The sequence below is a fragment of the Candidatus Pelagibacter bacterium nBUS_36 genome (genome assembly GCF_051201215.1).
Lineage (GTDB): Bacteria > Pseudomonadota > Alphaproteobacteria > Pelagibacterales > Pelagibacteraceae > Pelagibacter.
This window is the reverse complement of the sequence record NZ_CP172839.1, coordinates 940973-966969: the sequence shown is the minus strand read 5'-3', so window position 1 is coordinate 966969 and position 25997 is coordinate 940973. Positions and strand designations below refer to the sequence as shown.

31 protein-coding genes and 1 tRNA gene are annotated in these 25997 nt (G+C 30.6%); 24 read left to right on the top strand and 8 right to left on the bottom strand.

Features of this window, described 5'->3' with window-relative positions:
- Positions 1 to 63: 63 nt before the first annotated feature.
- Positions 64 to 435 (top strand): phosphoribosyl-ATP diphosphatase, encoded by a 372-nt coding sequence (locus ACIJYI_RS05285; protein WP_435113416.1) that lies wholly within the window; start codon positions 64 to 66, stop codon positions 433 to 435.
- Here ACIJYI_RS05285 and nadC read toward each other — a convergent pair.
- Positions 432 to 1265, bottom strand: coding sequence for a carboxylating nicotinate-nucleotide diphosphorylase (nadC, locus tag ACIJYI_RS05280; RefSeq protein ID WP_435113414.1), 834 nt, complete (start codon positions 1263 to 1265; stop codon positions 432 to 434). The genes ACIJYI_RS05285 and nadC overlap by 4 nt on opposite strands.
- 4 nt (positions 1266 to 1269) lie before the next feature.
- Entirely contained in the window at positions 1270 to 2259 is a 990-nt protein-coding gene (gene nadA / locus ACIJYI_RS05275; protein WP_435113412.1) for a quinolinate synthase NadA, read from the bottom strand.
- A gap of 55 nt (positions 2260 to 2314) precedes the next feature.
- Here nadA and ACIJYI_RS05270 point away from each other — a divergent pair.
- The 10 genes from ACIJYI_RS05270 (at position 2315) to ACIJYI_RS05225 (ending at position 7872) form a co-directional block, all read left to right on the top strand.
- Positions 2315 to 2401: transfer RNA gene (locus ACIJYI_RS05270), tRNA-Leu, on the top strand.
- Between the two features lie 168 nt (positions 2402 to 2569).
- A complete protein-coding gene (locus ACIJYI_RS05265; RefSeq protein WP_435113410.1) occupies positions 2570 to 3076 on the top strand; it encodes a type IV pilin protein in 507 nt (168 codons plus the stop codon).
- Between the two features lies 1 nt (position 3077).
- Positions 3078 to 3665 (top strand): type IV pilin protein, encoded by a 588-nt coding sequence (locus ACIJYI_RS05260; RefSeq protein ID WP_435113408.1) that lies wholly within the window; start codon positions 3078 to 3080, stop codon positions 3663 to 3665.
- Positions 3662 to 4129: a type IV pilin protein gene (locus tag ACIJYI_RS05255; protein WP_435113406.1), complete on the top strand. Its 468-nt coding sequence runs from the start codon at positions 3662 to 3664 to the stop codon at positions 4127 to 4129. Before ACIJYI_RS05260 ends, ACIJYI_RS05255 begins: the two co-directional genes overlap by 4 nt.
- A gap of 3 nt (positions 4130 to 4132) precedes the next feature.
- Positions 4133 to 4645: a type IV pilin protein gene (locus ACIJYI_RS05250; RefSeq protein ID WP_435113404.1), complete on the top strand. Its 513-nt coding sequence runs from the start codon at positions 4133 to 4135 to the stop codon at positions 4643 to 4645.
- On the top strand, positions 4645 to 5181 hold the full coding sequence (locus ACIJYI_RS05245; protein WP_435113402.1) for a type IV pilin protein: 537 nt from the start codon (positions 4645 to 4647) through the stop codon (positions 5179 to 5181). Before ACIJYI_RS05250 ends, ACIJYI_RS05245 begins: the two co-directional genes overlap by 1 nt.
- The gene (locus ACIJYI_RS05240) at positions 5168 to 5689 is read left to right on the top strand and encodes a type IV pilin protein (protein ID WP_435113400.1); all 522 of its coding nucleotides are present in this window, start codon (positions 5168 to 5170) and stop codon (positions 5687 to 5689) included. Before ACIJYI_RS05245 ends, ACIJYI_RS05240 begins: the two co-directional genes overlap by 14 nt.
- A gap of 3 nt (positions 5690 to 5692) precedes the next feature.
- Entirely contained in the window at positions 5693 to 5818 is a 126-nt protein-coding gene (locus tag ACIJYI_RS05235; protein WP_435113398.1) for a pilin, read from the top strand.
- 17 nt (positions 5819 to 5835) lie between these two features.
- Complete coding sequence (locus ACIJYI_RS05230; protein WP_435113396.1) at positions 5836 to 6237, top strand: hypothetical protein; 402 nt, start codon at positions 5836 to 5838, stop codon at positions 6235 to 6237.
- Positions 6238 to 6483: 246 nt separating this feature from the next.
- The gene (locus ACIJYI_RS05225) at positions 6484 to 7872 is read left to right on the top strand and encodes a dienelactone hydrolase family protein (protein WP_435113394.1); all 1389 of its coding nucleotides are present in this window, start codon (positions 6484 to 6486) and stop codon (positions 7870 to 7872) included.
- Positions 7873 to 7876: 4 nt separating this feature from the next.
- On the opposite strand, the gene ACIJYI_RS05220 is transcribed toward ACIJYI_RS05225, so the two are convergent.
- Positions 7877 to 8767, bottom strand: a complete 891-nt coding sequence (locus ACIJYI_RS05220; protein WP_435113392.1) for a YgfZ/GcvT domain-containing protein — start codon at positions 8765 to 8767, stop codon at positions 7877 to 7879.
- Between the two features lie 43 nt (positions 8768 to 8810).
- Here ACIJYI_RS05220 and ACIJYI_RS05215 point away from each other — a divergent pair, with 43 nt between their 5' ends.
- Positions 8811 to 10118 (top strand): dihydroorotase, encoded by a 1308-nt coding sequence (locus ACIJYI_RS05215; RefSeq protein ID WP_435113390.1) that lies wholly within the window; start codon positions 8811 to 8813, stop codon positions 10116 to 10118.
- Here the strand turns inward: ACIJYI_RS05215 and ACIJYI_RS05210 are convergent.
- Positions 10111 to 10443: a DMT family transporter gene (locus tag ACIJYI_RS05210; protein WP_435089773.1), complete on the bottom strand. Its 333-nt coding sequence runs from the start codon at positions 10441 to 10443 to the stop codon at positions 10111 to 10113. The genes ACIJYI_RS05215 and ACIJYI_RS05210 overlap by 8 nt on opposite strands.
- A complete protein-coding gene (locus tag ACIJYI_RS05205) occupies positions 10436 to 12337 on the bottom strand; it encodes a propionyl-CoA synthetase (protein ID WP_435113388.1) in 1902 nt (633 codons plus the stop codon). The genes ACIJYI_RS05210 and ACIJYI_RS05205 overlap by 8 nt, the downstream gene beginning before the upstream one ends.
- Before the next feature lie 214 nt (positions 12338 to 12551).
- On the opposite strand from ACIJYI_RS05205, the gene ACIJYI_RS05200 reads away from it, so the two are divergent.
- The 6 genes from ACIJYI_RS05200 (at position 12552) to ACIJYI_RS05175 (ending at position 16923) form a co-directional block, all read left to right on the top strand.
- Positions 12552 to 13319 carry a bacteriorhodopsin-like gene (locus ACIJYI_RS05200; RefSeq protein ID WP_435113386.1) on the top strand — a complete coding sequence of 256 codons (768 nt, stop codon included), beginning with the start codon at positions 12552 to 12554 and terminating at the stop codon, positions 13317 to 13319.
- Positions 13320 to 13397: 78 nt separating this feature from the next.
- On the top strand, positions 13398 to 14402 hold the full coding sequence (locus tag ACIJYI_RS05195; protein WP_435113384.1) for a fatty acid desaturase: 1005 nt from the start codon (positions 13398 to 13400) through the stop codon (positions 14400 to 14402).
- Positions 14403 to 14463: 61 nt separating this feature from the next.
- Positions 14464 to 14784, top strand: a complete 321-nt coding sequence (locus ACIJYI_RS05190; protein WP_435113382.1) for a 2Fe-2S iron-sulfur cluster-binding protein — start codon at positions 14464 to 14466, stop codon at positions 14782 to 14784.
- Entirely contained in the window at positions 14785 to 15801 is a 1017-nt protein-coding gene (locus ACIJYI_RS05185) for an NAD(P)/FAD-dependent oxidoreductase (protein WP_435113380.1), read from the top strand.
- Positions 15798 to 16424: a glutathione binding-like protein gene (locus ACIJYI_RS05180; protein ID WP_435113378.1), complete on the top strand. Its 627-nt coding sequence runs from the start codon at positions 15798 to 15800 to the stop codon at positions 16422 to 16424. The genes ACIJYI_RS05185 and ACIJYI_RS05180 overlap by 4 nt, the downstream gene beginning before the upstream one ends.
- A 52-nt stretch (positions 16425 to 16476) precedes the next feature.
- Positions 16477 to 16923: an MOSC domain-containing protein gene (locus tag ACIJYI_RS05175; RefSeq protein WP_435113376.1), complete on the top strand. Its 447-nt coding sequence runs from the start codon at positions 16477 to 16479 to the stop codon at positions 16921 to 16923.
- Positions 16924 to 16929: 6 nt separating this feature from the next.
- Here ACIJYI_RS05175 and ACIJYI_RS05170 read toward each other — a convergent pair whose 3' ends face one another.
- The gene (locus tag ACIJYI_RS05170) at positions 16930 to 17451 is read right to left on the bottom strand and encodes a TraR/DksA family transcriptional regulator (protein ID WP_435089763.1); all 522 of its coding nucleotides are present in this window, start codon (positions 17449 to 17451) and stop codon (positions 16930 to 16932) included.
- Between the two features lie 87 nt (positions 17452 to 17538).
- On the opposite strand from ACIJYI_RS05170, the gene ACIJYI_RS05165 reads away from it, so the two are divergent.
- From ACIJYI_RS05165 to ACIJYI_RS05140, 6 genes are all read left to right on the top strand, one after another.
- Complete coding sequence (locus tag ACIJYI_RS05165) at positions 17539 to 18852, top strand: glycosyltransferase family 39 protein (protein ID WP_435113374.1); 1314 nt, start codon at positions 17539 to 17541, stop codon at positions 18850 to 18852.
- A 2-nt stretch (positions 18853 to 18854) separates the two neighbouring features.
- Complete coding sequence (locus ACIJYI_RS05160) at positions 18855 to 19727, top strand: glycosyltransferase (RefSeq protein WP_435113372.1); 873 nt, start codon at positions 18855 to 18857, stop codon at positions 19725 to 19727.
- The gene (locus tag ACIJYI_RS05155; protein ID WP_435113370.1) at positions 19727 to 20737 is read left to right on the top strand and encodes a heparin lyase I family protein; all 1011 of its coding nucleotides are present in this window, start codon (positions 19727 to 19729) and stop codon (positions 20735 to 20737) included. Before ACIJYI_RS05160 ends, ACIJYI_RS05155 begins: the two co-directional genes overlap by 1 nt.
- Before the next feature lie 106 nt (positions 20738 to 20843).
- Positions 20844 to 22217 (top strand): hypothetical protein, encoded by a 1374-nt coding sequence (locus ACIJYI_RS05150; protein ID WP_435113368.1) that lies wholly within the window; start codon positions 20844 to 20846, stop codon positions 22215 to 22217.
- A complete protein-coding gene (locus ACIJYI_RS05145) occupies positions 22214 to 23356 on the top strand; it encodes a hypothetical protein (RefSeq protein WP_435113366.1) in 1143 nt (380 codons plus the stop codon). The genes ACIJYI_RS05150 and ACIJYI_RS05145 overlap by 4 nt, the downstream gene beginning before the upstream one ends.
- Complete coding sequence (locus ACIJYI_RS05140; RefSeq protein WP_435113363.1) at positions 23357 to 24193, top strand: heparin lyase I family protein; 837 nt, start codon at positions 23357 to 23359, stop codon at positions 24191 to 24193. It begins immediately after the preceding gene.
- 14 nt (positions 24194 to 24207) lie between these two features.
- On the opposite strand, the gene ACIJYI_RS05135 is transcribed toward ACIJYI_RS05140, so the two are convergent.
- Positions 24208 to 25488: a Y-family DNA polymerase gene (locus tag ACIJYI_RS05135; protein WP_435113361.1), complete on the bottom strand. Its 1281-nt coding sequence runs from the start codon at positions 25486 to 25488 to the stop codon at positions 24208 to 24210.
- Positions 25466 to 25861 carry a LexA family protein gene (locus ACIJYI_RS05130; protein WP_028036578.1) on the bottom strand — a complete coding sequence of 132 codons (396 nt, stop codon included), beginning with the start codon at positions 25859 to 25861 and terminating at the stop codon, positions 25466 to 25468. Before ACIJYI_RS05130 ends, ACIJYI_RS05135 begins: the two co-directional genes overlap by 23 nt.
- Positions 25862 to 25997: the final 136 nt, after the last annotated feature.

Genomic DNA, 25997 nt, shown 5'->3' with positions numbered 1-25997 from the left:
TTAATTTGTAAGTAATAAATATTTATAACATACAATAATTTTAAAAAAACTTACAGGAGCAAAATGTCGAATTTTAATAAAGTTGGAACTTTTATGAAAACTTTTGGCCAAGAAGTCAAAACTAAGCCCTCATTTAGTAGCGATAAAATCAACAAATTGAGGATTGATTTAATTAAAGAAGAGCTTGATGAGCTTAAAGAAGCAATGGATAATAATGATCTACTAGAAGTAGCTGATGCGCTAACAGATATTCTATATGTTACTTATGGAGCGGGGCATGCCTTTGGTATTGACTTAGATAAATGCTTTGATGAGGTTCAAAACTCTAATATGAGCAAACTTGGTGAAAATGGTGAGCCTATTTATAATGAGTCTGGAAAAGTAATGAAGGGTCCAAATTATTTTAAACCTGATTTGTCTAAATTTGTATCTTAGATTTCCAATTTTAAATCAATAGCAGTGGCACTATGAGTTATGCTTCCAACAGAAATTCTATCTACTCCTGTTTTGGCAACACTTTTAACTGTTTTTAGATTGATGTTTCCCGAGGCTTCAGTTTCGTAATATTTTTTAGCAATCTTAACACCTGCTCTTAAATTTTTAACATTCATATTGTCAAATAAGACAGTATTAAATTTAAGACCTACAATAGTTTTTAATTGTTTCAGATTATCAACTTCAACCGTAATTTTTCTTCCTTTTTTATTTTTAATAGCTAAAGCAATTAAATCTTTAATATTTGATGATGCAATATGGTTATCTTTAATTAGAAACTCGTCACTAAGATTAAATCTGTGGTTCGTGCCACCACCTAATTTGACTGCATATTTTTGAATAACTCTAATGTTTGGAATTGTTTTACGTGTACAACAAATTTTACATTTATTACCAGCAAGTTTTACAAATTGGTTTGTTTTCGTGGCAATGCCCGAAATATGAGATAAAAAATTTAAAGCAACTCTCTCAGCAATTAAAATATTTTTAGCATTCCCTTCAATAGTTGCAATCAAAGAGCCTTTATTAACAATAGATCCATCTTTTTTTTTAATGTTAAATTTAATTTTATTATCAACTAAATCAAAAGCTTGTTTTGCAAACAGCAAACCACCAATAACTGCATTTTGATTTGAAAGAAGTTTAACTTTAATAACTTTATCATTTTTTACTAAACTTGATGTGATGTCTCCAGAGGGGTAGAGATCTTCATTTAAAGCTCTCTTAACAGTATTGCGAATAAAATCTTTGCTAAGTTTTATTTTTGACACTTAATTATCTGCCGATGGCTGCCATTTTTTCAACTGATATTCTAGCTTTATCAATTGTTTCTTTGTCCATAATTATTTCACCTGTTTCATTTTCTAAGCAATCTAATATTTTAGGAAGTGTAATTTTTTTCATGTAAGGACACATGTTACAAGGTTTTATAAAATCAACATTTGGATTTTCTACTTGAATATTATCACTCATTGAACATTCAGTAACCATCATAACTTTCTTTGGTTGGTTATCTTGAACATATTTAATCATTCCAGAAGTTGACCCTGCAAAGTCGCTGGCATTGATAACTTCAGGTGGACATTCGGGATGAGCGATAATTTTAATACCTGGATTTTTTTCTCTAATGTCATGTATTTCTTTTTCATTAAATTGATCATGAACCACACATATCCCCTTCCAAGAAATTATTTCTACATCTGTTTGAGAGGCCACATATTTAGCAAGATAATCATCAGGTAAAAATATTACTTTTTTCACTCCTAATGATTTTACAATTTTAACTGCGTTTGCTGAAGTACAACAAACATCTGTTTCTGCTTTAACTTCTGCTGAAGTATTCACATAAGAAACTACAGGGACACCTGGATATTTTTCTTTTAATAATCTCACGTCTTTTCCAGTAATTGAAGATGATAATGAACAACCAGCTTCCATGTCTGGCAAAATAACTTTTTTTTCAGGGCTCATTAGTTTTGCAGTTTCTGCCATAAAATGAACTCCTGCCATTAAAATTATATCAGCAGAAGTTTTTGATGCTTCAATTGCTAAAGCTAAAGAGTCAGCAGAAAAGTCTGCAACACCATGGTAAATTTCTGGTGTTTGATAGTTATGAGCAAGTATTACAGCATTCTTTTCTTTTTTAAGTTTGTTAATTTTGTGGATATATGGAGCATGCACTGACCATTCGATTTCAGGCATAACCTTTGAAATTTTTTGGTAAATTGGATCTGTTGCTTTTTGTACTTCTTGAGTAAATTCCATGATGTTTTTTACCAATTTGAAAGTTAGTTGTCATTCATTTATTATGAGACATATTGCGGTCGTGCTGAAATTGGTAGACAGGCACGGTTGAGGGCCGTGTGGACCTAGTCCATGAGAGTTCGAAGTCTCTCCGACCGCACCAAAATGAAATTTCTATGGGAACTTTTTGCAAAAAAATTTCAAAATTTTAACTTCACTGTGCTCATAGTGTGGTCACAGTGCGCTCGTTAGTGTGGTCGTTTTTTTCAGAATATTTTTTCAATTTAAAAATGATTTAGACTTAACTTTTAGAATTTGTTAATCTTAAATCATGAAACAAAAAGCCTTCACCCTAATAGAACTTCTAGTAGTTGTAGCGATCATTGGTATCCTCGCTGCAGTGGGTGTGGTTGCTTATAATGGGTATACTGGTGCAGCGAAAGTTTCTTCATCAAAGACTAATCATAACAATGCAGTAAAAAAAGTAAGTTTAACTATTCAACAATGTAATTTAAATGGAAGCGTTAGTATGATGTCAGTACCAAACAGTACCACAAAAAAAAATATCAATTGTTATGGTAATCAGTTTTCATTTTTTGGAGATTATCTAATTAATGATATGGACAATAACGGAAGATGGAAAAACCCCTACAAGTCAAGTGGGAATAGAGTTCAACAACCAGGTTGGTGTGCTAATGCAGCAAGTGGAGACTCTAATGCAGGATTTGTTTGGATTAATTCAAGAACTGGTTGGGATAATGTTACCGTATGCACTTGTATTAAAACACCGTGTAACAGTAGTGACAACAGATTAGAAAATACAATTTACCTAGATTAAGATGAACCGTAAAGGTAAAGCATTCACACTAATAGAACTCCTAGTCGTTGTAGCTATCATCGGTATTCTAGCTGCAGTAGGTGTGGTTGCTTATAATGGATATACGAGTTCAGCAAAAAAAGCTGTTGTTAAGCAAAATCATAAAGCAGTTGTAAAATGGATACAAGCTGACGCTATGAAGTGTGTTATCAATGGAGGGACAATCTTTAGACAAACTAATAATAGTGGTGGTGGTCAAAATAAAGATTGCTCTAACGTTACAGACTATAACAAGACACCATTTCACGAAAATGTTTTGCAAACACACATTGGATATCAAGGTATGGTAAAAAACCCTTATGGCAGTGTAGGTAAAGATAGAACTTGTGATATTTGGTCTGGTTGGACCGATATGACTTCTATACAATCAGCGCACCTTAATAAAAAAATGTGCAAAGGACAAATTGGTCTTTACAGTTTAACGGTTGAAAAAAATGGATGCGATAGAGAAATGGTAGTTCAATCAGGTCTTACAGATGAATATTGGACTTTTTCATCAACAGGTTCTGACAAAGTATTAAGTACAATTGTTTGTATTACTCACAGATGAAAAGAAATGGTTTCACATTAATAGAACTCTTAGTCGTAGTAGCCATCATAGGTATTCTTGCTGCTGTAGGTGTGGTTGCTTATAATGGGTATACAAGCAGTGCTAAAGTTTCTGCAGTTAAAACATTTCACCAGCAAACAGTAAAATATATCACTGCTGAATTAATGAAATGTGAAATAGGACATTCAGATATTTTTGAAGGACTTAGATCATGTAGCAGTACTATCACTGCACTAAGCACTATTGCAGATATCAACCAATTAAAAAATCCGCAAGTATCTCCAACAGTTTTAGATGACATAAATCAATATAATTCAAAAGATCGAGCTATACAAAATTCAGAAGCATTTGTTGCTGGTCAAGTTAGTATGGTTGCAAAAGGATCATCTATCATAATTAGAACATGTGTTAAATTAGGATGCGCTACTTCTGATAAAATAACCAGTACAATAACTGTAGAATAAATAATGAACCGCAAAGCCTTCACCCTAATAGAACTCCTGGTCGTTGTAGCTATCATCGGTATCTTAGCTGCTGTAGGAGTTGTTGCTTATAATGGATACACAGCTAGTGCCAAAGCTTCAACAGCACAATCAAATCATAAACTTGTATCAAATTATATTCAGAATGAATTGAAGAAATGTGATTTAGGTGAGGCCAATATAATGGCTAACAAAAATGCATCATTAAGATGTAACGGTCTTAGCTCAGCAAGTGTAATTAGTTATATTGTTGTATCTAGCTATTCTCCATTTTCAGATCTTAAAAATATTTATAACCCAAATTCTAATCAACAGCATAAATCCAAAGGTGTTAGACAGCATAATAGTTGGGTTCAAAACCAAAATTGGTTGGATAGTGATGTTGGAACTATATGGCTTGCTCCAAAAAGTAATTCTGAAATTCATATAAGAACTTGCTTTAAAACCTCTTGCTCAACTTCTTCAAATCGAATCGAAACTATGATTTATATAGAATAATGAACCAAAAAGGATTTACACTAATAGAACTCTTAGTCGTAGTAGCCATCATCGGTATCCTAGCTGCTGTAGGTGTGGTTGCTTATAATGGGTATACTGAAAGTGCACGTAAAGCTGTTGCGAAACAAAATTTTAAAAATACAGTAAGATATTTTGCTAGTGAAGTAGCTAAATGTGATATGGATAGTAATCAAAAGGCTTTTAATTTACCATGTCCAGTAAAAGTTAATTCAAATTATCAATCATGTGCTGCAATATATTTGTCATGGAAATACAATATTAGAAATCCATACTTAAAAAAAGAAGGTACAGGCTGGACAGCAGATGCACCTGGTGGTGGTTGCAAAACTGTTGTAACTGGTTCTGATAGAGGAGGTGTTCGATCTGGAGACGGACAAGTTGATGGAGATGTTAATATAGTTTTTTGTCCTAGAAATCCATATTGTGGAAATGAAGCTAAAGGTAAATTTAAAATAATGTGGTGGTGGGATAATAATACCATGCAAGACTCAGCAACATTAGATGGAAACATATAAACATAAAGCCTTCACCCTAATAGAACTCTTAGTCGTAGTAGCTATCATCGGTATCTTAGCTGCCGTGGGAGTGGTGGCTTATAATGGGTATACGACAGCTGCAAAAAATAATTCTGTTAAACAAATTCATAAAAATATTGCTAAATTTATGGCAGCTGAAATCCAAAAATGTAGTATTGGAAGTGAAGTTGTATTAAACAAATTAGTTTCAAATCAAATTACAGCTCAGCCTGATTTATGTCCAAAAATTAATAATTGGACTGATCCTAATAGTGCTTTTATTGCAAGTGCATTTGAAAATCATTTTAAAGCAGCAAATTGGAAAAACCCACACTCAATACAATTTTATGGAGTAAGCACTTGTAGTGTTGATGTAACAAGGAAAAACGTCTCTGGAAATTTAGGATTAACTTGCATCGATAGAGATTTTTGGGGTAGAAAATTTGAGATAGGAACAAACGTTAGTGAGAAAGGAGAGAAGATGTTTACACTTGTCAGTGTAGATTAACCTATGAAACAAAAAGCTTTCACCCTAATCGAACTCCTTGTTGTCGTTGCCATCATCGGTATTCTAGCTGCAGTGGGGGTAGTTGCATATAATGGGTATACTAAAAAGCTGCAAAGATTAATGCAGTAAAACATAATTACAATGCAATGCACAAAAAAATATTACTACAAATACAGGAGTGTGAGATAAACGGGAGTGTTGAACTTATGAAGGTTTGGAACAACACCACTAAATATAATATAAATTGTGCTTCACCAGATGGATCAGGTAAAGATAATTATCTTTTGTATATGTCCTATGTAATGTATCACATGAATAATTCAGGCAACCCTAATAACCCGTATGGTGATCAAAGTGGTGGAATTATTGGAGTAGATATAGCTTATGTTAGTAGAGCCCACTCTATGGCTACGCAAGATAAAATGATTGGTTTTGTTATTGCAGATTCTGAACGATCGAACTCATCCAAGGTAATTTTACATGCATGCTTCCAAACACCTTGCAATAAAAATTCGAATAGATTGTACAATGAAATTTCTTTACCTTAATTTGTGAAATGAAAAAGACTACTTGATTGGTCTACAAAAGTGGTAACACTATGGTAAAAGTGATGGAGTTTTTTTTGCTAACTGTGTTGTGAGTGTGTTCGTTTCAGGAGTTCGTTCTAGAAGTGGCTTAGTTCAAAGCCAAGGGACCTAGTCCATGAGAGTTCGAGTCTCTCCGACCGCACCAAATTGAAAATTCGAATAAATTTTTTGAATAAAACTCAAAAATGACTTAACTTGCACTATAATATGAAGATTGTTTTTATAATAATATCTCTAATTTTTTTAATTTCTAGTAATTCTCAAGCAAATGAAAAACATTTTTTACCAAATGGTTTTTACAAATTTTTATGGACGTACAATCACAAAGGTAAACCTGAATATCTAATTGCTGATACAGTTAAATTTAATGAAGGTAAATTGGAACATTTATACATACCTTGCCATAAAGGAATTAAGGGAAATTATAGAAAAAATTTTAAATATAAATTATCAAAAAATGGAAAAAAATTTTCGGTCTCAGGCACAGTAAATCTTTGGGAAGATTTAAATAATGCAAAGATAAATATTAAATTTGATAAAGATAAAATTGAAAATTTTGATATTACAAAAAAATCAGTAAAATCCTCTTCTTCGTATGGTGACTATGAAAAAGAAGAGGTTCAACTTAAAATAATAAAAGTGGATAAATTCAAAGGTAATAAATTTATTTGTAATAGTGAGATTGTAAAATTTAATAGTTTTTCACCAAAAACTGCTAAAGAAATGCTTGGGGGTTTAAAGAAGTTAAAAAAACAAAAAGTTTATGGTGATTTATATATTCCACAAACAAATAAAAAAAAAATTCCTTTGATTATTACCTTACATCCATCCATGGGTTTTGTGCCTGAACATCATTTTGAATACTTTAATAACCTAGGTATAGCTATTCTTGATATTCAAACATTCAAATCCAGAGGAATTGAAAAGCAGTGGCACTATAAGGTATCTGAAGAGGCTGCAACTATAGATGCTTATGCTGCACTTGATAAGATATCTAAGGACTCAAGAATTGATAAAAACAAAATTTCAGTAATGGGATTTAGTTATGGCGCAATGGCAGTAATAAATACTCATCAAAGTTTTTTTATAGATATTATTAAACCAAAAAATAGGTTTATGGCACACATTGCTTATTATCCATTATGTTATTTGCATAAAAACATTAAGACAACCAAAGCTCCTCTATATATTTTAATTGGCGAAAAAGATAGATTAACGCCTTATGAGTTTTGTGAGGACTATGTAAAAAAAATTAAAGAAAATAATGGAAGCGCAGTGCTCAAAGTTTTTCCAGAGGCTACTCATCGATTTGATTGGAAAGAATTGAAAAGCCCAATAACAATGAAATCTTTTAGTGAGCATAAAAAAGAATTTGTATTAAGTAAGCTAGATTCATCATATCCAAGGTATGATATAGGCGAGGGTGTTTTTGATACAACCGAACCTAATGGATGGTCATATTTCTCTTTAAAAGATGAAAATTATAGAAAAAATTATTACTCAGAATGTTGTGATATTAAAAGTACTATAAAATATAACGATAAGGCTGCCACAGAGTCACTTAATATTATAAAAAATATTTTTAGAGTGAAATAATTATTTAAGATTTTATCCAGGCCGGTTTTTCAATTTTAATTGTAGCGTTTTTTGTATTATAATCAGCTTTTTCATTAAAATTTTCATCTAAGTATTTAATTAAAGCAAAAGGATATTGTTTATCTATTAATACTTTGCCAATTTCATTATCATTATAATAAATACTCTCACCTTCAGTTAATTCACCTTTAACAATATTTATTGGTAATAATCTTTTTGAAAGCTTATTCTTTAATTTAATTCTAGCTGTATTTTCTTGCCCAACATAACAACCTTTTTTAAAATCAATTCCATTTAACTCTTCATAATTACACTCAATTCCAAATAATTTATTTTGTAATTTGTTTAAATCCTTTGGAACAATCCCGAGTTTATGACTAAATGAGTAATATTCACCCATATTTGAATCATGTAAGTCCAATTTTTTTAGTGATAAATAAAGTTTTTCTAAATTAATGATTAATCTTGCTCCTAACTGTTTATTTCTTGGATCTAAAAAAATAGGATCTTCTCTATATTTCAAAGTAAACCCAGCAATATCTTTAGCTTCTTCAAAACTTAAAAATTTTTCGTGAGAAAAAGCAGCAACTACAAATTCATTACTAAGATTTAGAATTTCAACTTTTGATCTAAGTTTATAAATACTTAATTGCTTATATAATCCATCTACTTGAGATTTTTCACAATCAATTATGTAACCAGACTTGTGTTTAACTAATATAAACTCATATAAGAATTTACCTTGGGGAGATAGCAAAGAAGAAAAGCAACTATTATTTTGATTTACTTTATTGACGTCATTACTAATTAGATTTTGAAGAAACTCTTTTGTATCTTCACCATTTAAGTAAAGAATAGCTCTATCATCTAAAATATATACATTTTTAATATTCATATTTGATTGATTGATGATTTTAATATAATTACTTTTTTTATAAATGTTAGATCTAATAATTAAAAATGGTAAATGTTATATTGATGGTGAACTAAAAGATGTAGATGTTGCTGTTAAAAATGGCAAAATTCATCAAATCGGTCAAATTTCAGATGAAGCTAGAGAAACAGTTAATGCTGAAGGGCAAACTGTTTTGCCAGGATGTATAGATACTCAAACGCATTTTAGAGAACCGGGATCAACCGATACTGAAGATTTACATTCTGGAAGTAGAGCTGCAATTGCTGGAGGAATCACAAGCGTATTTGAAATGCCTAATACTAATCCACCAACCTCAAATAAAATAGAATTTCAAAGAAAACTAGATCTCGCGAAAAATAGAATGTATTGCAATTATGCATTTTATTTTGGTGCAACAGCAGACAATGCAAATGATTTAGCAAATTTAAAAGATTTAGAAGGTTGTTGTGGAATTAAACTTTTTGCAGGATCTTCGACAGGAAACCTTTTAGTTGCAGAAGAAGATGACATTGATAAAGTTTTTCAAAATAGTTCAAAAGTAGTTGCAGTTCACTCTGAAGATGAGGCAATTTTAAATGTTAATAAAAAATTAATTAAAGATGGCGATGTTCATTCACATCCAGTTTGGAGAAGTGCCGAATGTGCAATATCATCTACAAGACGAATTGTTAGAATTGCTGAAAGACATAAGAAAAAAGCACATATTCTTCATATAACAACAAAAGAGGAGATTGACTTTTTATCACAACATAAAGGCAATATTACTTTTGAAATTACTCCTCAGCATTTAACAATCTATGCACCAGATTGTTACGACAAACTTGGTACCTATGCTCAAATGAATCCACCCTTAAGAGATAAATCTCATTATGATAGATTGTGGTATGGAGTTAGAAATAATTTTAATGACACAATAGGATCTGATCATGCTCCGCATTTAAGAGAAAATAAAAAAAAGAGTTATCCAAACTCACCATCTGGAATGCCTGGAGTTCAAACTTTGATGCCAGTAATGTTAAATCATGTAAATGATGGAAAGCTTTCTCTTAATCAACTAATGAATTTGGTATGTGAAAACCCAGTTAAGATTTTTGGAATTCAAAACAAAGGATTTATTAAAGAAGGATATGATGCTGATTTTACAATTGTCGATATGAACAAAACAATCGAAATAAAAAATGAAAATATTGAAAGTAAGTGTGGTTGGACTCCGTTTGATGGATATAAATTTAAAGGAACCCCAACTTCGACAATTATTGCTGGAAAAGTCAAAATGCAAGATGGTAAAATACTAGGTGACCCTGATGGAACACCTTTGAAATTTAACTAAGCTTTACTGTAAAACTATTTACCAGAATTACTCCGATTACAATTAAGAATAACCCTACGATTGCTTGCCAAGCTAAAGTTTGTTTAAAAAATATATAACCAAGAATTGCAATTGTAAAAATTCCAAGACCACTCCATGTTGCATAAACTACAGCTATTGGAAGTTTATTGACTACAAATGTTAAAAAGTAAAATGCACATAGATAAAAAACAGATAAAGCAACTGTTGGAATAAGTTTTGTAAAATTTTGAGATACTGGCAACAACATCGTTCCTGCAACTTCACAAAATATTGCTCCAATAAGAAATAAATAAGTTTTAACCATTATCTAAGATCTTATGATTAATTAAATCCTCTTTTATTTCATCTAGAATAGCTGGATCATCAATTGTTGGAGGTATCTTGAATTCAACATTGTCTGCTATTTTTCTAATAGTTCCTCTTAAAATTTTTCCTGATCTTGTTTTTGGTAATCTTTTAATAACAATTACTGTTTTAAATGCTGCAACAGGTCCAATTTTATCTCTAACCATTTGAATACACTCTTTAGATATAGTTTCATTATCTTTATCTACACCAGATTTTAAAACGACTAATCCAATAGGTAGCTGACCTTTTAACTTATCAGCGATACCAAGCACAGCACACTCAGCAACAGATTGATGTTCTGATAATACTTCTTCAATTGCACCAGTAGATAATCTGTGACCTGCAACGTTAATAATGTCATCTGTTCTAGACATAATCCAAATGTAACCATCATCATCAATGTGGCCAGCATCATAAGTTTGGTAATAACCCTCATAATTTGACATATAATTTTCTTTGTATCTCTTATCTGCATTCCACAATGTTGGAAAAGTTCCTGGAGGAAGTGGAAGTTTCACCACGATATCACCCATCTCATTAGGTTTTGCTAAAGTTTGATCTGATTTAATAATTTTTACATCATACCCTGGAACAGCTTTGCAAGCCGAACCATATTTAGTCTCCATCATTTCAATTCCAGTACAATTTGAACTAATTGCCCAACTAGTTTCAGTTTGCCACCAATGATCAATAACAGGAACTTTAAGCAAATTTTCTGCCCATTTAATCGTATCTGGATCTGCTCTTTCTCCCGCAAGGAATAAGCTTTCAAAACTACTTAAATCATACTTTGAAAAAAACTTACCTTCTGGATCTTCTTTTTTAATAGCTCTAAATGCTGTTGGAGCTGTGAATAAAGACTTTACTTTATAATCTGAAATGATTTTCCAAAAAGCTCCAGCATCAGGAGTTCCAACTGGCTTTCCTTCAAATAATACTGTAGTGCAACCTTTGAATAATGGAGCGTAAACAATATAAGAGTGTCCAACAATCCAACCAATATCACTAGCGGACCACCAAATATCATCAGCATCAATATTATAAATATTTTTCATAGTCCATTTTAAAGCAACTATGTGTCCACCAATATCTCTTACTATTCCTTTTGGAGTTCCGGTTGTACCAGATGTGTATAGGATGTAGGCAAACTCATTTGAATTCATTTCAACACAGTCAGCATCAGATGCGTTTGATGTAGCTTCTTCCCAGCTAATTTCCATTGGAGCATTTAATTTTACTTCATGCCCAGGTCTTTGAAATAAAATCATTTTACTAATTTTATGGTTAGCTTGTTTGATTGCTTCATCTACAAGAGGTTTATATTCAACTGTTCTTCCCGGTTCGAAACCACAAGACGCGGTGACTACTAATTTTGCTTTACTATCATCTATTCTGCTTGCAAGTTCATTTGATGCAAAGCCACCAAAGACAACAGAATGAATTGCTCCAATTCTCGCACAAGCTAACATGGCGATTACAGCCTCTGGAATCATTGGCATGTAAACAATTACTCGATCACCTTTCGAAACTCCTTGTGCAGCTAATGCTCCTGCAAATTTTGAAACCTTCGCTCTTAGTTCTTCGTATGTGAATTGACTTTTGTTATCTGTAATTGGGCTATCATAGATAAGAGCAGTTTTTTTACCTCTACCTTGATCGATATGGATGTCTAGAGCGTTGTAACAAGTATTGGTTACACCATCTTCGAACCATTTATAGAATGGAGGATTAGATTTATTTAAAATTTTAGTAGGTTTTTTAAACCAAAAGATATCATCAGATGCATCTTGCCAAAATTTTTCAGGATTTTTTATAGACTGGTCGTAAATTTTTTGAAATTTATCTGACATAATTTTTGATTCGAATTTTTATTTTTTGTTGGTTTTTAAATCACAAATTGTATTTAATTTTAAAAAATCAGTAAAATCAATGTAAATTAACAACAATTAACTCTTCAATAATCTAAATTTTTTTGATATTTAACGCGGATCTTTGTTCGGGGAAACTTGAGCATAGTTTATATAAACTAAATAAATAAAAACTAACTAAAGAGGGAGTTTTTTTATGAAAAAACTTAAATTGTTTGCTCTTACAGCTGTTGCCCTAATGGGTGTTACAGGTGTAGCAAACGCAGAGACTGCCATGTTAGCTCAAGATGATTTCGTAGGTATTTCATTTTGGTTAGTATCAATGGCTTGTTTAGCTGCTACTGTATTCTTTTTCTTAGAAAGAAGTTCAGTTCCAGCTGGTTGGAGAGTTTCAATGACTGTTGCTGGTCTAGTAACTGGTATTGCATTTGTACACTACATGTACATGAGAGATGTATGGGTAGCTACTGGTGATTCACCAACAGTTTACAGATACATTGACTGGTTAATTACAGTTCCATTACTAATGTTAGAATTCTATTTTGTTCTAGCTGCAGTAAACAAAGCAGATTCAGGAATTTTCTGGAGATTGATGCTTGGAACATTAGTAATGCTAGTAGGTGGATACTTAGGAGAAGCTGGATACATCAACGCTACACTTGGTTTCATTATCGGTATGGCTGGTTGGGTATACATTCTTTATGAAGTATTCTCAGGTGAAGCAGGTAAAAAAGCTGCTAAGAGTGGAAACAAATCACTTGTTACTGCTTTTGGTGCGATGAGAATGATCGTTACTGTAGGTTGGGCTATTTACCCATTAGGTTACATTTTTGGTTACCTAACAGGTGGAGTAGATGCTAACTCACTAAACGTGATTTACAACGCAGCTGACTTTTTGAACAAGATCGCTTTCGGTCTAATCATTTGGGCAGCAGCTATGCAACAACCTGGTAGAGCTAAGTAGTTTTACTTAAAAGTTTAAATTAAGGGCAGGTATAATTTTTATACTTGCCCTTTTTTTTTGTCTGCAATAATTTGAGCCATGGATGCTAAACTTCTAAATAAATGGCACAAGTGCAAAGTTGATATTAAAGTTCTTAAAGAATTATCAAAAAAATCAGATCTTAAAGGTTTGCAACATATTTCAATTTTTTTTGGTTTATTAGTTATAACAGGTACATTCGCATATTTAACTTTGGGGACTTGGTGGTCAGTATTCTGGTTTTTAGTTTATGGAAATATTTATAGTTTTTCCAATCCTCTTTGGCATGAAACTGGACATAAGACAGCATTTAAGACAAATTTTTTAAATGAGTTTTTTTATTATCTCTCCTCATTTATGTCTAACTTTGAACCTATAAGATGGAGATATTCTCATTTTATTCATCACGCTAACACTTATTCAACTGAAAATCCGTTTGATCATGAGATAGAATATGGAAATGATCTGAAAGAGACTCCAAAAAAATTAATTATTAATATAATTCCATTTTTAGATTTATTATTTTTTAAAAAACATATTTCATTTGAAATAATTCAGCATGCATTAGGAGTTAAAACCAAGGTAATGTTGGATTGTATTCCAGAAAATGCACGTATTAAAAGTATTATAATTTCAAGAATTTTTTTAATTATTTGGTCATTAATTATTGTTTGGTCAATACTAGTGTCATCTTGGCTACCGATGCTTTATCTTTTATTGCCGCAATTTTATGGAAAAACTTTACATAAACTTGTTGCATTCACTCAACATGCAGGCCTTGCAAGAAATGTTAAAGATCATAGATTTTCGTCACGAGAAATGTATTTAAATCCAATATTAAGCTTTTTATATTGGAAAATGGAATTCCATTTAACACATCATATGTATCCAACAGTCCCGTCATATAACTTAGATAAACTTCATCATCATATAAAAGAGCAACTACCAAAACCAAATAATGGACTGATAGACGCATACAGAGAAATAATTCCAGCATTGATTAAACAGAAAGAAGACAGGAGTTATTTTATAAAGAAAGATATACCTCAATTGCAAAATGTCTAAAAATAGACTTAGTATGATTTTACTTACTTGTTCTATCTAAATAAAAACCTATATATAGCCCATGGCCAAAATTACATATAATACTCACGATAGTGAAACTCACACAATTGATGTTCAAAATGGATTAACAGTTATGGAGGGTGCAGTTCAAAATGATATTCCAGGGATCGATGCTGATTGTGGAGGTGGTATGGCGTGTGCGACATGCCATGTTTATGTAGACGATAACTGGGTGAATAAACTTACTCCTAAAGAAGACGGCGAAGAGGATATGTTGGATATGGCATTTGAGCCAAAACAAAATAGCAGACTGAGTTGTCAGCTAGTAGTATCAGATGAATTAGATGGACTGGTTGTTAATATTCCATCAAAGCAAGGATAGATGATTAAAACAGATGCGTTAATAATTGGAGCCGGTCCAACAGGACTTTTTACTGCTCATCAATTAAAATTAATCGGTCTGAACTGTGAGATCGTAGATAACCTAGACAAAATTGGAGGACAATGTATTGAGCTTTATCCAGATAAACCGATATATGATATTCCAGCAGTTCCTGAATGTACGGGAGAAGAGTTAACAAATAATTTAATAAACCAAATTAAAACTTTTAACATACCTATTCATTTAAATGAGAGAGTGGATGAAGTTAAAAAAGAAAACGATAATTGGTCGGTAAAAACAAACGCTGGAAAAACTTTTATTACACCAAACGTAATTATTGCTGGTGGTGTGGGATCTTTTGAACCAAGAAAATTTGCACCAAAAGAGTGTGAAAAATATGAAAATCAATCAATTTTATATTCTGTAAAAGACAAAAAGGTATTTGAGGGAAAAACAGTCTCTATTTTTGGTGGTGGAGATAGTGCATTAGATTGGGCTGTTGAGTTATCAAAAACTTCTAAAGTAAATTTAATACACAGAAGAGATGATTTTAGAGGTGCACAATCAACAGTAGATAAAGTACATGAACTTACAAAATCTGGCACAATCAATCTTTACACAAAATATCAGTTAACAAATGTTAGTGGTGAAAATAGTTTAGATAGTATTGATATCAAACATGACGATGGTGAGATTAAAAATATTAAGACAGATTTTGCTTTAGGTTTTTTTGGATTAATAATGCAGTTAGGACCCATTGCAAATTGGGGACTTAATATTGATAAAAAAACTATTGAAGTTGATACAGAAAAATTTGAAACTAATAAAAAAGGTATTTATGCTGTTGGAGACATATGCAACTACCCTGGCAAGTTAAAGCTTATTTTGTCAGGTTTTCATGAAGGTGCATTAGCTGCTAGAGCCTGTTTTAAATTAGCTCGACCCGATGAAAAATATAGATTTGAATTTACAACTTCATCCAAAACTATAAAAAATAGACTTGGTGTTAAAGAGTGATAGAACTTTTTACAGCTGACACACCAAATGGTAAAAAAATTTCTATTATGCTTGAAGAGATTGGCTACGATTATAAAGTAACAAAAGTAGATATAAGTAAAGAGGAACAATTTAAACCTGAGTTTGTAAAGATAAGCCCTTTTAGCAAAATTCCAGTAATTACTGATCATGATAGTAATGAAAGCATTTTTGAGTCTGGGGCAATCCTTATGTATTTGGGGGAAAAAAGTGGAAAGTTTTACGAACAACAAGATAGATTAAAAATAAATCAATGGTTGATGGCACAAATGGGAACCATTGGGCCAATGATAGGACAGCATCATCAATTTCATCATTACAATCCTGGTAAAAGTGAATTTGGTGAAGAGAGATATTTTAAAATTGCAAAGAGAATATATCAAGAATTAGACAACAGATTAAAAAATTCAAAATTTCTAGCAGGAGAAAAATATACAATTGCTGATATTGCAACTTGGCCCTGGATTGCAAGACACCCAATACATGACATTGGTTTAAAGAATTATAAAAATTTATCTAGATGGTATCTTGATATATCAAGCCGTGATGCTGTTATAAAAGGTTATGATCTTTTAAAAGATGGCTCAAAAATTCCAAGTCTTTAAATCCCATTGTTTACTTGTTTTCATTAAAGATTTAAATTAACCTAATTTAAATATGTCTGAAGTTTATAAATTAGGAATTTCAATTAAAAATAATCAACCAATAAATGAAGTAAATTCAATTGATGTTTTGACTAATCAAGGTGTAGTTGGGGATAGACACTTTAAGGAATTTAACGACCCATATAATCAATTATCGTTAATAGAGTCAGAAAACATCGATTATTATAATATTAAATACGGACTAAACATTCCTTACTTAGATTTTAGAAGAAATGTAGTTACTAGAGGAATTCAATTGAACGACTTAGTAGGTAAAAAATTATTAGTTGGCAATGTAGAGTTAGAAGGTATTGATTTATGTCGTCCATGCAGGCATTTAACTGAAGTTCTTAAGCAAGATAATATTTTAAAAGAATTTTTAAGAAGAGGCGGTCTAAGATGCCAAGTGCTATCTTCTTCTAGCATTAAAATAGGTGATAAAATAAAAGTGATAGATTAATTTTGATTAATCATCAGCATGAACTTTTTCATTTTTTTCATGCTTTTCTTGCGCGGCAATTGTGTATTTTGCTACAGGTCTTGCAATTAATCTTTTTAATCCAATTGGCTCTGCAGTGTCTAAGCAGTAACCATAAATATCTTCTCTAATTCTAGCTAAAGCTTTATCTATTTCTGAGATTAGTTTAATTTGTCTGTTTATTGCTTTCATTTCTACATTTTTGTCAGTGTATGAACTTGCTTGGTCAACAACATCAGCAGAAATACTGTTATCGTCCATACTTCCAAAGTAAAGAGCTTCATTATTAGCTTTCACTAAATCTTTTTTCCATTCAGTTAATCTCATTCTAAAGAACACCTTATGTTTTTCACACATGTACTTTTCTGTATCTTTAGGTACGTAAGTTTTAGAAATTTTTATCGGAGCTTTAGCAGCAACCTTTGGCTTGCTTGTAGTTTTAGCTTTAGGTTTAGCAGCTTTAGTTTTAGGTTTTGAAACTTTTTTTTTAGTTTTAGTAGTCTTTGGCATTGTTTAAATTTGAATTTCCGGAGTATATTCAGCAAATTAGGGGTGTCAAGCAAGCTGAATTGTTATAAATATTTATAAATGACCATTATGAGCAAAAATATAAACAATATATTTTATATATTCATTACTGCGCACCTTATATTTTGGACTTTAATTCCATCCTTAACTAATCATAATTTACCATTAGATACTATAGAAGCTTTAGCATGGGGAAGTAACTTAGATTGGGGATTTAATAAACATCCACCTATGAGTGCTTTTTTTCCTGAAGTTTTTTATCAAATTTTTGGTCCTCAAGATTGGTCTTATTATTTACTTAGTCAAATTTTTGTAATTATTTCTTTTTATTATGTCTTTAAATTATCTAAAGAAATTTTTAATAATAATCTTTTAGGTCTAGTTTCGGTTTTACTTATTGAGTCTATTTATTTCTATAATTTTACAACTCCAGAATTTAATGTAAATATCTGCCAATTACCATTTTGGTCATGTACTGTTTATTTTTCATGGAAAATTTATAATAGTAAAAAAATACAATTTTCTGATTGTTTTTTAGTTGGATTGTTTGCAGCATTTGGGTTCTTGTCTAAATATCTATTTATATATCTTTTAGCTTCAATCGATCTTCTGTTTATCTATTTAATTTTTATGAAGAAAGATAGAAAGTTCGATTTTAAATATTTTGTAACACTTGAGGTATTTTTAATTATTTTAGTACCTCATTTAATTTGGCTTAACAATAATGACTTCATTACAATAACCTATGGACTTGCAAGAACTGGTTTGGAGCAATCTAGTTTAATTGATCATATTAAATTTCCATTAATTTTCTTATTAAAACAAATTGGAATTTTAACTCCATTCTTTTTATTAGTCTTTTTGTTAGCTAAAAAAATTAAACTAAAGATTAATTTAAAAGATAGAAAACTCTTGTTTCTTTTAGCCATAAATATCTTGCCGATTTTTTTAATGTTTTTAACTTCAGTAATTACTGGTTCAAAAATTAGAACTATGTGGATGACACCTTTTTATTTATTTTTTGGAACTTTGTTTGTTTATTTATTTCAAGCTCAAATTAATATCAAAAAATTAAAACCATTCGTGGTTGGATTTATCTTTTTATTCTTTTTATCTCCTATTCTTTATGCATACATTTCGATATCTAAAGAGGATAAAAGAACTGATTATCGAGGAAAAGGAATAGCCTTAAAAACACAATATGCTTGGGATCAACAATTTGATAATGAAATTAATGTTGTCTATGGGAACGAATGGAGCGCTGGAAATTTATCCTATCATTTAAAATCAAGACCAGTTTGGGAAGGGATTATCATGCGAGAAAAACTCGATCAATTGAAAGACTACATGTGTCTTGATAATGTCTGTGTTGGCTCAAAATAAGTATGAAAAAATACATAACTCTAATCCCAATTTATAATGACAGAGAGAGTTTAACTAAGTTAATTGAAAATATTAACTCTGAAGTTAAAAGTCTTAATTCAGAGATATCAGTTATTATAATTAACGATGCATCTTCTCAACAGATAATTGACAAGTATCAAAATACTGAAAATATTAATTCAATTGAAATTATTAATATGAAAGAAAATAGAGGCCATGCAAGATGTATTGCTTCTGGACTTAAATATATTTTTGAAAAAAAAGAATTTGATTATGTAATACCTATGGATGGAGATGGTGAAGACAGTCCTGAAGAAATAAAAAATTTTATACAACTTGCAGAACAAACAGAAGACAAAAGTATAATTGGTGAAAGAGTAAAAAGATCTGAGAGCTTAATATTTAAAGTTTGTTATCAGGCTCACAAAATTTTAACTTTTGCTTTTACTAATCAATCTATTAAATTTGGTAATTATACTTGTCTGTCAAAATCAACAGTTGAAAAATTACTTAATGAAAAAGCAACTTGGAATAGTTTTTCAGGTTCATTAAAAAAAGTAGAAAAAGACCTATTATCAATACCTTCAATAAGAGGCACTAGATATTTTGGACCATCAAAGATGAGTTTTTTTAATTTATTAAAGCACTCTTTATCAATCATTAGTGTTTTTAGAAAAACAGTTTTAATTCGTTCTGCTTTATTTATAGTTTTTTACATTCTATTAATTAAAAGTAACGCATCAATAATTACCTCACTGCCTCTAGTTTTATTATTGGTAATGATTTATTCAATTTCTAATTTAGCTTTAAGAGAAAATATGGATGAATTTGATGATTGTCTAAAAAATATTCACGATATTGATAAAATAAAATAATGAAAAAAATTATATTTTTTCTTCTACCTTTACTTTTGGTGTCATCATTTTCTTATGCTGAAAAATACAAGTGGCACACTAACATGAAGAAACAGGAGAAAAAAGATTTTAGTCGTTATGTATTGAAAGCCCAGTCAAAAAATAAGATGGTTTTTAATACTAGAAACGCTCCTAATGAAAATGGTCTTTACAAATTTTTTGATAAATTGGAAGATCATATGGGTGTTGCTGAACAAGGGATTGAATTTAATTTAAAGTATTCTAACAAAGGACATAAGCATGATTGGAATAGATGGGGTAAACCAGGTCACGCTCAGAGATTTCAAATTATGGAACCTTACAAACATACTACAAAAAAAGGTAAAACTAAGTGGTATAGAGTAGGCTACTTTGTTCCAAAAGATATAAGAACAGATGAGCATACTATTTCTTTGTTTGATTTTAAAAAACTTTATGGCAAAGGTGAACGGACACATGATGCTTCATTAAATATAGTAAAAAATAATTTTACTTGGTCTTTCAATTCACCAAATTATGGTTCTAAAAAAAATGAAACTGGAGGAGAATATTATTATTTTGATAGTTATACTGTAGTCCTTGATCCTGATTTTTCTCCATTAAAAGGTAAGTGGGTTAATATTTTAATAAATGCAAAATGGGCCAAAAAAGGTTTTTTACATTTTTGGATAGACGGTAAATTAAGAACAAGTTATTTTGGTGACACAATGGTTGGTGCATCAAGTGCAAGATTTAAGTTTGGGCCTTATAGACATCATATGGATGAAGCTACCGATGCTGGATTAAAAATACCTGATACAGTTATTCGATACTCAAATGTGGGCAAAGCAGATAGTTGTGATGATTTGTGGAGTGGTTGTTCTGACATAATAGGCCAATTATCTGATAAATCTCAAGTACATGGTGCAAAAAATGTTGCTTTATGTGGAGGAGTGCCAGGAAAGTCATTTTGTAGGGATTTAAATTATTCACAAAATCAAAGACCCTTTTAAACTCCCTATTGAGTTTAGAGTTAAAAAAAATTATTATATAACTTCAAAGTCTGGTTGTGCTGACTTTTAAATCAAGGGACAACAATTTTAAAAAAAGTCACGATCTATGAAAAAAATATTAGTAATTCTTTTTTTAAGCTTATTAACTTCAAGCAATCTATTTGCTTCTGAGGCCTCCAACCAAAATAAATTTAATCAATGGCTTTTGAAAAATGGCCACACTCAATATTTAGAAGGAGGAGGTGCTAAGGTTGATATTTGTGCAACATTTAAAAAAAATAGTGATGCTTGGTTAAATGAAGAATGTGGGAATTATCCCAAAGGAAAAATGATAACGATGAACAATCTAAATATCAAGCTAGTTAACAAAGCATTATCAGGTACTAATATTACTTATCATGCAAACCCAAATTTAGACACCTTGATTTATTATTTATGGAAATATTCTTATAGAGATAGAGGTTCACATTTAAAAGAGTTTAAACCGACAAATAGTTCCTACGATTTTAAATTCAATTTAATTGAAGATAAATTTTTAAAAAAACAAATGAAAACTAAAGGTATCCTTAGTTATTTATATTACCAAGATGGTGAAGTATTGATTGACGAATTTTCTCCCAAAGAAAGATTAGGAGAGTTTTTAAATAATGAAACAAAATTTTATTCAATGTCAATGGGTAAGTCAGTAACTTCTTATTTATTAGGTCATGCAATATGTGATGGCTACATTGATGGAGTTGATGCAAGAGTAAATGACTGGCCTGTAATAAAAGATTCACTTTATCATGATCAAAAATTAATAAATTTTTTAAATATGAATACTGGTGATCAAAAATATATCGATGAATTTGAAGATGGTACAAGTAAATTAGGTGCATATGAAGATGAAGATATTGAAACAACTATGCGCGCGCACTTTAGAAACAAAAATACAAAAAAATCTAAGGATAAATACAATTACAATGGATTTGTTACTCAGTTAATTTTAAACTATATGAAATTTAAAATCGGTGAAGATTATGACAAATTTTATAGCAAAGTTTTCAACGATAAAATAAAGATCAAAAATAGTATTCGTTATGGCTATACTAGTTTTCAAGAAGAAAATGGAAATGGACATCCCAACATAATGGCAACAAGATTTGACTATCTTAGAATAGCAAAAGCTATAATGGATGATTATCAGAATGATACTTGTGTTGGAAAATATTTAAATGAAATCCATAAAAGAAGAATTCCAAAAAATGTTAAAGAACCTTTATATAATCGTACAAAATCATATGGGGGTCAATTTCATATGGATTTTCCAGGATTAGAAGACAAAATTATATTTGGCATGGGTGGCTATGGTGGGAATGTTATTTTAATTGATATGGAAAATTCAAGAATACTGGTTATTAATTCACTCCATTATAATAATAGCAAATATAAATATAATCACAAAAAATTAATATTAGATCCATTTAAAAAAGGTAAATGAAAAAAATCTTAACAGCTATTTTTTTACTAATATTTTCAACTTCTGCTTACGCAAATAAAAATAAAAATACTTGGGATTATCCACTTAGAGATTATGAAGGTTGGGTAGTTAAAGGATCAGAAAATCACTACAAGTTTAAATCAAATCTAAGACAAGATAAAAATGTTTTAAAAGAATTTAAAAATAATAAAAACACTGGAATTATTAGTTACTTACTATTTGAAAATGATCAAATAGTGATTGATGAGTCTGATATACCATCTTCAGTTCAAGGGGATAAGATTATTGATGGTATGTTGCCATCGCACTCAATGGGTAAAAGCTTGGTTTCTTATGTAACAGGGCATGCCATTTGTGAGGGTTATATTGATAACATAAATGTCAGGTTAAATGATTGGCCTTTAATTAAAGACACGCTCTATGAAGACTCAGTATTGCTTGATCTTTTAAATATGAAGGGTGGGGATCAAAAATGGGTAGGTGAAAGAAGAAATGTTGGATCTGACAATAGGATCAAAGGTTTAAAAAAAGAAGAAAATGTAAATGTTATTGGTCTAGTAAAGGTAATAAACAAATATTTAAGAGGTACGGAAAAAAGTAAATTAATTTATAATTATAGTGCTCTGACCACAAATGTGATTATGAATTACGTTAAATTCAAAGCTGGCGATGATTGGGACAAATTATTACATAAAGTATTTAATGAACACGTTGGAGTTAAAAATAATGTTCAATTTCAGAAATCTAGAAAATATTTAAAATATGAAGATTTTGTTTCTGCAAGATATTCTTTTTATGCAAATAGATATGATTACTTAAGAATTGCTAAAACAATGATGGATGATTGGCATAATGATACTTGTGCTGGTAAATATTTAAAAACTATTTATGAAAATAGAATTAAAAAGAAAGACAATACTAAGCATGCAACTGATGTCGGTCTTTATACAAAATCATATGGTGGTCAAATCCATTTTGACATTTTTGGAATTGATAAGAAAAGAAAAATTTTAGGATTGAGTGGATTTGCAGGCCAGCAAATTTTGATTGATTTAGATAATAAAAGAATAATAGTGGTAAGCTCATTGTATAGAAACTATAATTGGAAGAAAATTGTTCATTCAGTAATTAAAGGTTAAATGAAAAAACTTTTACTTTTTACAATATTCGTAACTTCAATTTTTTTTACTACTGATTTTTCAACAAAGATATTTGCAAAAGAAATTACTAATATTCAGTGGAAAAAAAGTGTAGCTAAAGGAAAGAAACTTTCTAAATTTAGAGAAACAGTTACTTCGCCAGCTTTAGGCAAAAAGGCTTGGAAGATTATTTTATTACCAATGGATTGTGGAAGAGATAATGAAGGTGATTACTCTGATTGTAAAAATAACGGTAGAGATGCTGTTGTTGGTCATGGTGGTGGAGATCGAGCAAGAAGTGAGTACTCTTCAGATAAGAGATATACTGGAGAAAAATGGATTTCAGTCAGTATTTATTTACCCAATGATTTTAAATCTGTTGAACCAGTTAGTACCTCACTATTTCAAATTTATGAATGGGGAAAAAAAGATCAACAAAGACATCCAAGAATGATGTTGAGAGTAAAAAATGGAGTTTTGGAACCAAGGTATTTCCCTGTAAATGGACGTGATGTTTCGGGTAAAATAAATAAACATCTTTTTATTGATGATATGAGAGATAAGTGGACAACAATTATTTTTCACACGAAAATGGGAAAAAAAGCCGGAGAAGGATTTGTAAAAATGTATGTAAATGATGTTCTTTACAATGAGTATAGTGGAAGAACTGGTTATGGCGGAAGATTCTTCAATAAATTTGGAATTTATCATAGTTGGATAAGTAGATGGACTCGGAATAATGATGGATATGAAAATTATCCGACACAAGTTGTGTATTATGACAATCTATTTAGAACTAATAGCAAAGACAAACTTTTAAAATTGATTAAAAATTAATGAAAAAAATTTATTTAGTTTGCTCTAATCGTTGGTAGAGAATAAAAATCAGCTGTATCAATTTTAGAAGAATACTCTCTTTTCATATTCCATCTTTTTTGAACTCCGGCACTTGCAACACTTAAAGTAGATCTTCCGTATCGATGATTAGTGTTATCAATAGACCTCATTAAACTGTTTATCTTCTCATCTTTTTCAGATGAAAACAGGTTAGTTTTATCATTGGCATTTGAAAGTCCTGTGAGCATCACGCCTGCTTTTTGATATTGGTAACCATTTTTGAAAATTGTTTCTAGAATTGTTACTGCAGTTTTAACTACTTCGATACTATTGTTTGTTGCAATTGGAAAATCAATTGTCTTTGCATTCGAGTAATATCCATAGTTTCTTTGAAATGGACTGGTTCTAACAAATACTGTGATTGCTTTTGCAACTAGCGACTCTGATCTTATTTTTTCAGATGCATTTAAACAATAATTTGCAACTGCTTCTTTTAATTCTTGAAATCTTTCAACTCTTTTTCCAAATGATCTTGAGACAACACAGCTTTTTCTTTTTGAAGTTGTGGTTTCTAAATTAATACAAGGAATACCTTTAAGTTCCATTGCAGTTCTGGAGCTTAAAACATTAGAAGATTTTTTAATCCAGCTGTTAGATTTATTCTTAAGTTGCTTTGCGTTATAGACACCATGTTTTTGATAAAATTTTGTTAATTGTTTACCAACACCCCACACATCATTAATTTCAATTTTTTCAAGCACAGGATCTAAGTTATCAATTCCAATTAAGCTAGTAACTCCTGATTGCTTTTTCTTTGCAATTTGATTTGCAATTTTACTCAAGGTTTTTGTTTTAGCAATTCCAATACTAGTGGGGATCCCAGTCCATTGTAAAACTGTTTCCCTAATCTCTTTTCCAATTTTTTCTACATCTTTATCTGGAAAATTTGATAAATCTAAGAATGCCTCGTCAATAGAATAAATTTCCATATCTGAATTAAATCTTTTAAGAGTTCGCATTACCCTTCTAGATAAATCTCCATATAAAGAATAATTAGATGAGAAAACTTCAACTTTATTTTTAATGATAATATTTTTTGCTTTAAAATAGGGTTCACCCATTTTAATTCCCAAAGCTTTTGCTTCAGTAGATCTTGAGATGATACAACCATCATTGTTAGATAAAACCACAACAGGTTTTCTTCTTATTTTAGGATTAAATAATCTTTCACAAGAAACATAAAAAGAATTACAATCAACTAATGCTATTTTTTTAGTACGTAGAATGGATGACATAAGTTACAACTCCCCAGATAAAAATATCTTGTTCTTCGTTAATTAAAATTCTGTCAGTAAACTCCTTAGATCCTGACGTTAAAAATTTCTTATCTCTTTCTTGAACTAAACTTTTAACTACAAGTTCGTCATGAACATTGGCAATCACTGTTGAAAAGTTTTTTGGTTTCAAACTTTTATCGACAACCAATAAATCTCCATCATTAATTCCAACATCGACCATTGATTTACCTTGCACTCTAATGATGAAAGTTGCTGGAACATTTCTTATTAAATGCATATTCAGATCAATATCTTCTTCGATATAATCGGTTGCAGGGGATGGAAAACCAGCGCCTGCTTTATGTAGATAATAGGGGATTGTTAGTTTCATGTTCTTGTTTTGTTCTACTTTATAGACTATTTATACAATACACTCAAGAGGTTGTATTTTGAGTCTGTAACTGAATCAAAAGTGAATCAAAACGTGAACATCCAAAACCACATTTTGTGCTATTGTGGATAACTCC

Bases quoted from the DNA above. Each gene is read 5' to 3' on its own strand.
- ACIJYI_RS05285 (WP_435113416.1), top strand. From the start codon at position 64: ATGTCGAATTTTAATAAAGTTGGAACTTTTATGAAAACTTTTGGCCAA.
- nadA (WP_435113412.1), bottom strand. From the start codon at position 2,259: ATGGAATTTACTCAAGAAGTACAAAAAGCAACAGATCCAATTTACCAA.
- ACIJYI_RS05265 (WP_435113410.1), top strand. From the start codon at position 2,570: ATGAAACAAAAAGCCTTCACCCTAATAGAACTTCTAGTAGTTGTAGCG.
- ACIJYI_RS05260 (WP_435113408.1), top strand. From the start codon at position 3,078: ATGAACCGTAAAGGTAAAGCATTCACACTAATAGAACTCCTAGTCGTT.
- ACIJYI_RS05255 (WP_435113406.1), top strand. From the start codon at position 3,662: ATGAAAAGAAATGGTTTCACATTAATAGAACTCTTAGTCGTAGTAGCC.
- ACIJYI_RS05250 (WP_435113404.1), top strand. From the start codon at position 4,133: ATGAACCGCAAAGCCTTCACCCTAATAGAACTCCTGGTCGTTGTAGCT.
- ACIJYI_RS05245 (WP_435113402.1), top strand. From the start codon at position 4,645: ATGAACCAAAAAGGATTTACACTAATAGAACTCTTAGTCGTAGTAGCC.
- ACIJYI_RS05240 (WP_435113400.1), top strand. From the start codon at position 5,168: ATGGAAACATATAAACATAAAGCCTTCACCCTAATAGAACTCTTAGTC.
- ACIJYI_RS05235 (WP_435113398.1), top strand. From the start codon at position 5,693: ATGAAACAAAAAGCTTTCACCCTAATCGAACTCCTTGTTGTCGTTGCC.
- ACIJYI_RS05230 (WP_435113396.1), top strand. From the start codon at position 5,836: ATGCACAAAAAAATATTACTACAAATACAGGAGTGTGAGATAAACGGG.
- ACIJYI_RS05225 (WP_435113394.1), top strand. From the start codon at position 6,484: ATGAAGATTGTTTTTATAATAATATCTCTAATTTTTTTAATTTCTAGT.
- ACIJYI_RS05220 (WP_435113392.1), bottom strand. From the start codon at position 8,767: ATGAATATTAAAAATGTATATATTTTAGATGATAGAGCTATTCTTTAC.
- ACIJYI_RS05215 (WP_435113390.1), top strand. From the start codon at position 8,811: ATGTTAGATCTAATAATTAAAAATGGTAAATGTTATATTGATGGTGAA.
- ACIJYI_RS05210 (WP_435089773.1), bottom strand. From the start codon at position 10,443: ATGGTTAAAACTTATTTATTTCTTATTGGAGCAATATTTTGTGAAGTT.
- ACIJYI_RS05205 (WP_435113388.1), bottom strand. From the start codon at position 12,337: ATGTCAGATAAATTTCAAAAAATTTACGACCAGTCTATAAAAAATCCT.
- ACIJYI_RS05200 (WP_435113386.1), top strand. From the start codon at position 12,552: ATGAAAAAACTTAAATTGTTTGCTCTTACAGCTGTTGCCCTAATGGGT.
- ACIJYI_RS05195 (WP_435113384.1), top strand. From the start codon at position 13,398: ATGGATGCTAAACTTCTAAATAAATGGCACAAGTGCAAAGTTGATATT.
- ACIJYI_RS05190 (WP_435113382.1), top strand. From the start codon at position 14,464: ATGGCCAAAATTACATATAATACTCACGATAGTGAAACTCACACAATT.
- ACIJYI_RS05185 (WP_435113380.1), top strand. From the start codon at position 14,785: ATGATTAAAACAGATGCGTTAATAATTGGAGCCGGTCCAACAGGACTT.
- ACIJYI_RS05175 (WP_435113376.1), top strand. From the start codon at position 16,477: ATGTCTGAAGTTTATAAATTAGGAATTTCAATTAAAAATAATCAACCA.
- ACIJYI_RS05170 (WP_435089763.1), bottom strand. From the start codon at position 17,451: ATGCCAAAGACTACTAAAACTAAAAAAAAAGTTTCAAAACCTAAAACT.
- ACIJYI_RS05165 (WP_435113374.1), top strand. From the start codon at position 17,539: ATGAGCAAAAATATAAACAATATATTTTATATATTCATTACTGCGCAC.
- ACIJYI_RS05160 (WP_435113372.1), top strand. From the start codon at position 18,855: ATGAAAAAATACATAACTCTAATCCCAATTTATAATGACAGAGAGAGT.
- ACIJYI_RS05155 (WP_435113370.1), top strand. From the start codon at position 19,727: ATGAAAAAAATTATATTTTTTCTTCTACCTTTACTTTTGGTGTCATCA.
- ACIJYI_RS05150 (WP_435113368.1), top strand. From the start codon at position 20,844: ATGAAAAAAATATTAGTAATTCTTTTTTTAAGCTTATTAACTTCAAGC.
- ACIJYI_RS05145 (WP_435113366.1), top strand. From the start codon at position 22,214: ATGAAAAAAATCTTAACAGCTATTTTTTTACTAATATTTTCAACTTCT.
- ACIJYI_RS05140 (WP_435113363.1), top strand. From the start codon at position 23,357: ATGAAAAAACTTTTACTTTTTACAATATTCGTAACTTCAATTTTTTTT.
- ACIJYI_RS05135 (WP_435113361.1), bottom strand. From the start codon at position 25,488: ATGTCATCCATTCTACGTACTAAAAAAATAGCATTAGTTGATTGTAAT.
- ACIJYI_RS05130 (WP_028036578.1), bottom strand. From the start codon at position 25,861: ATGAAACTAACAATCCCCTATTATCTACATAAAGCAGGCGCTGGTTTT.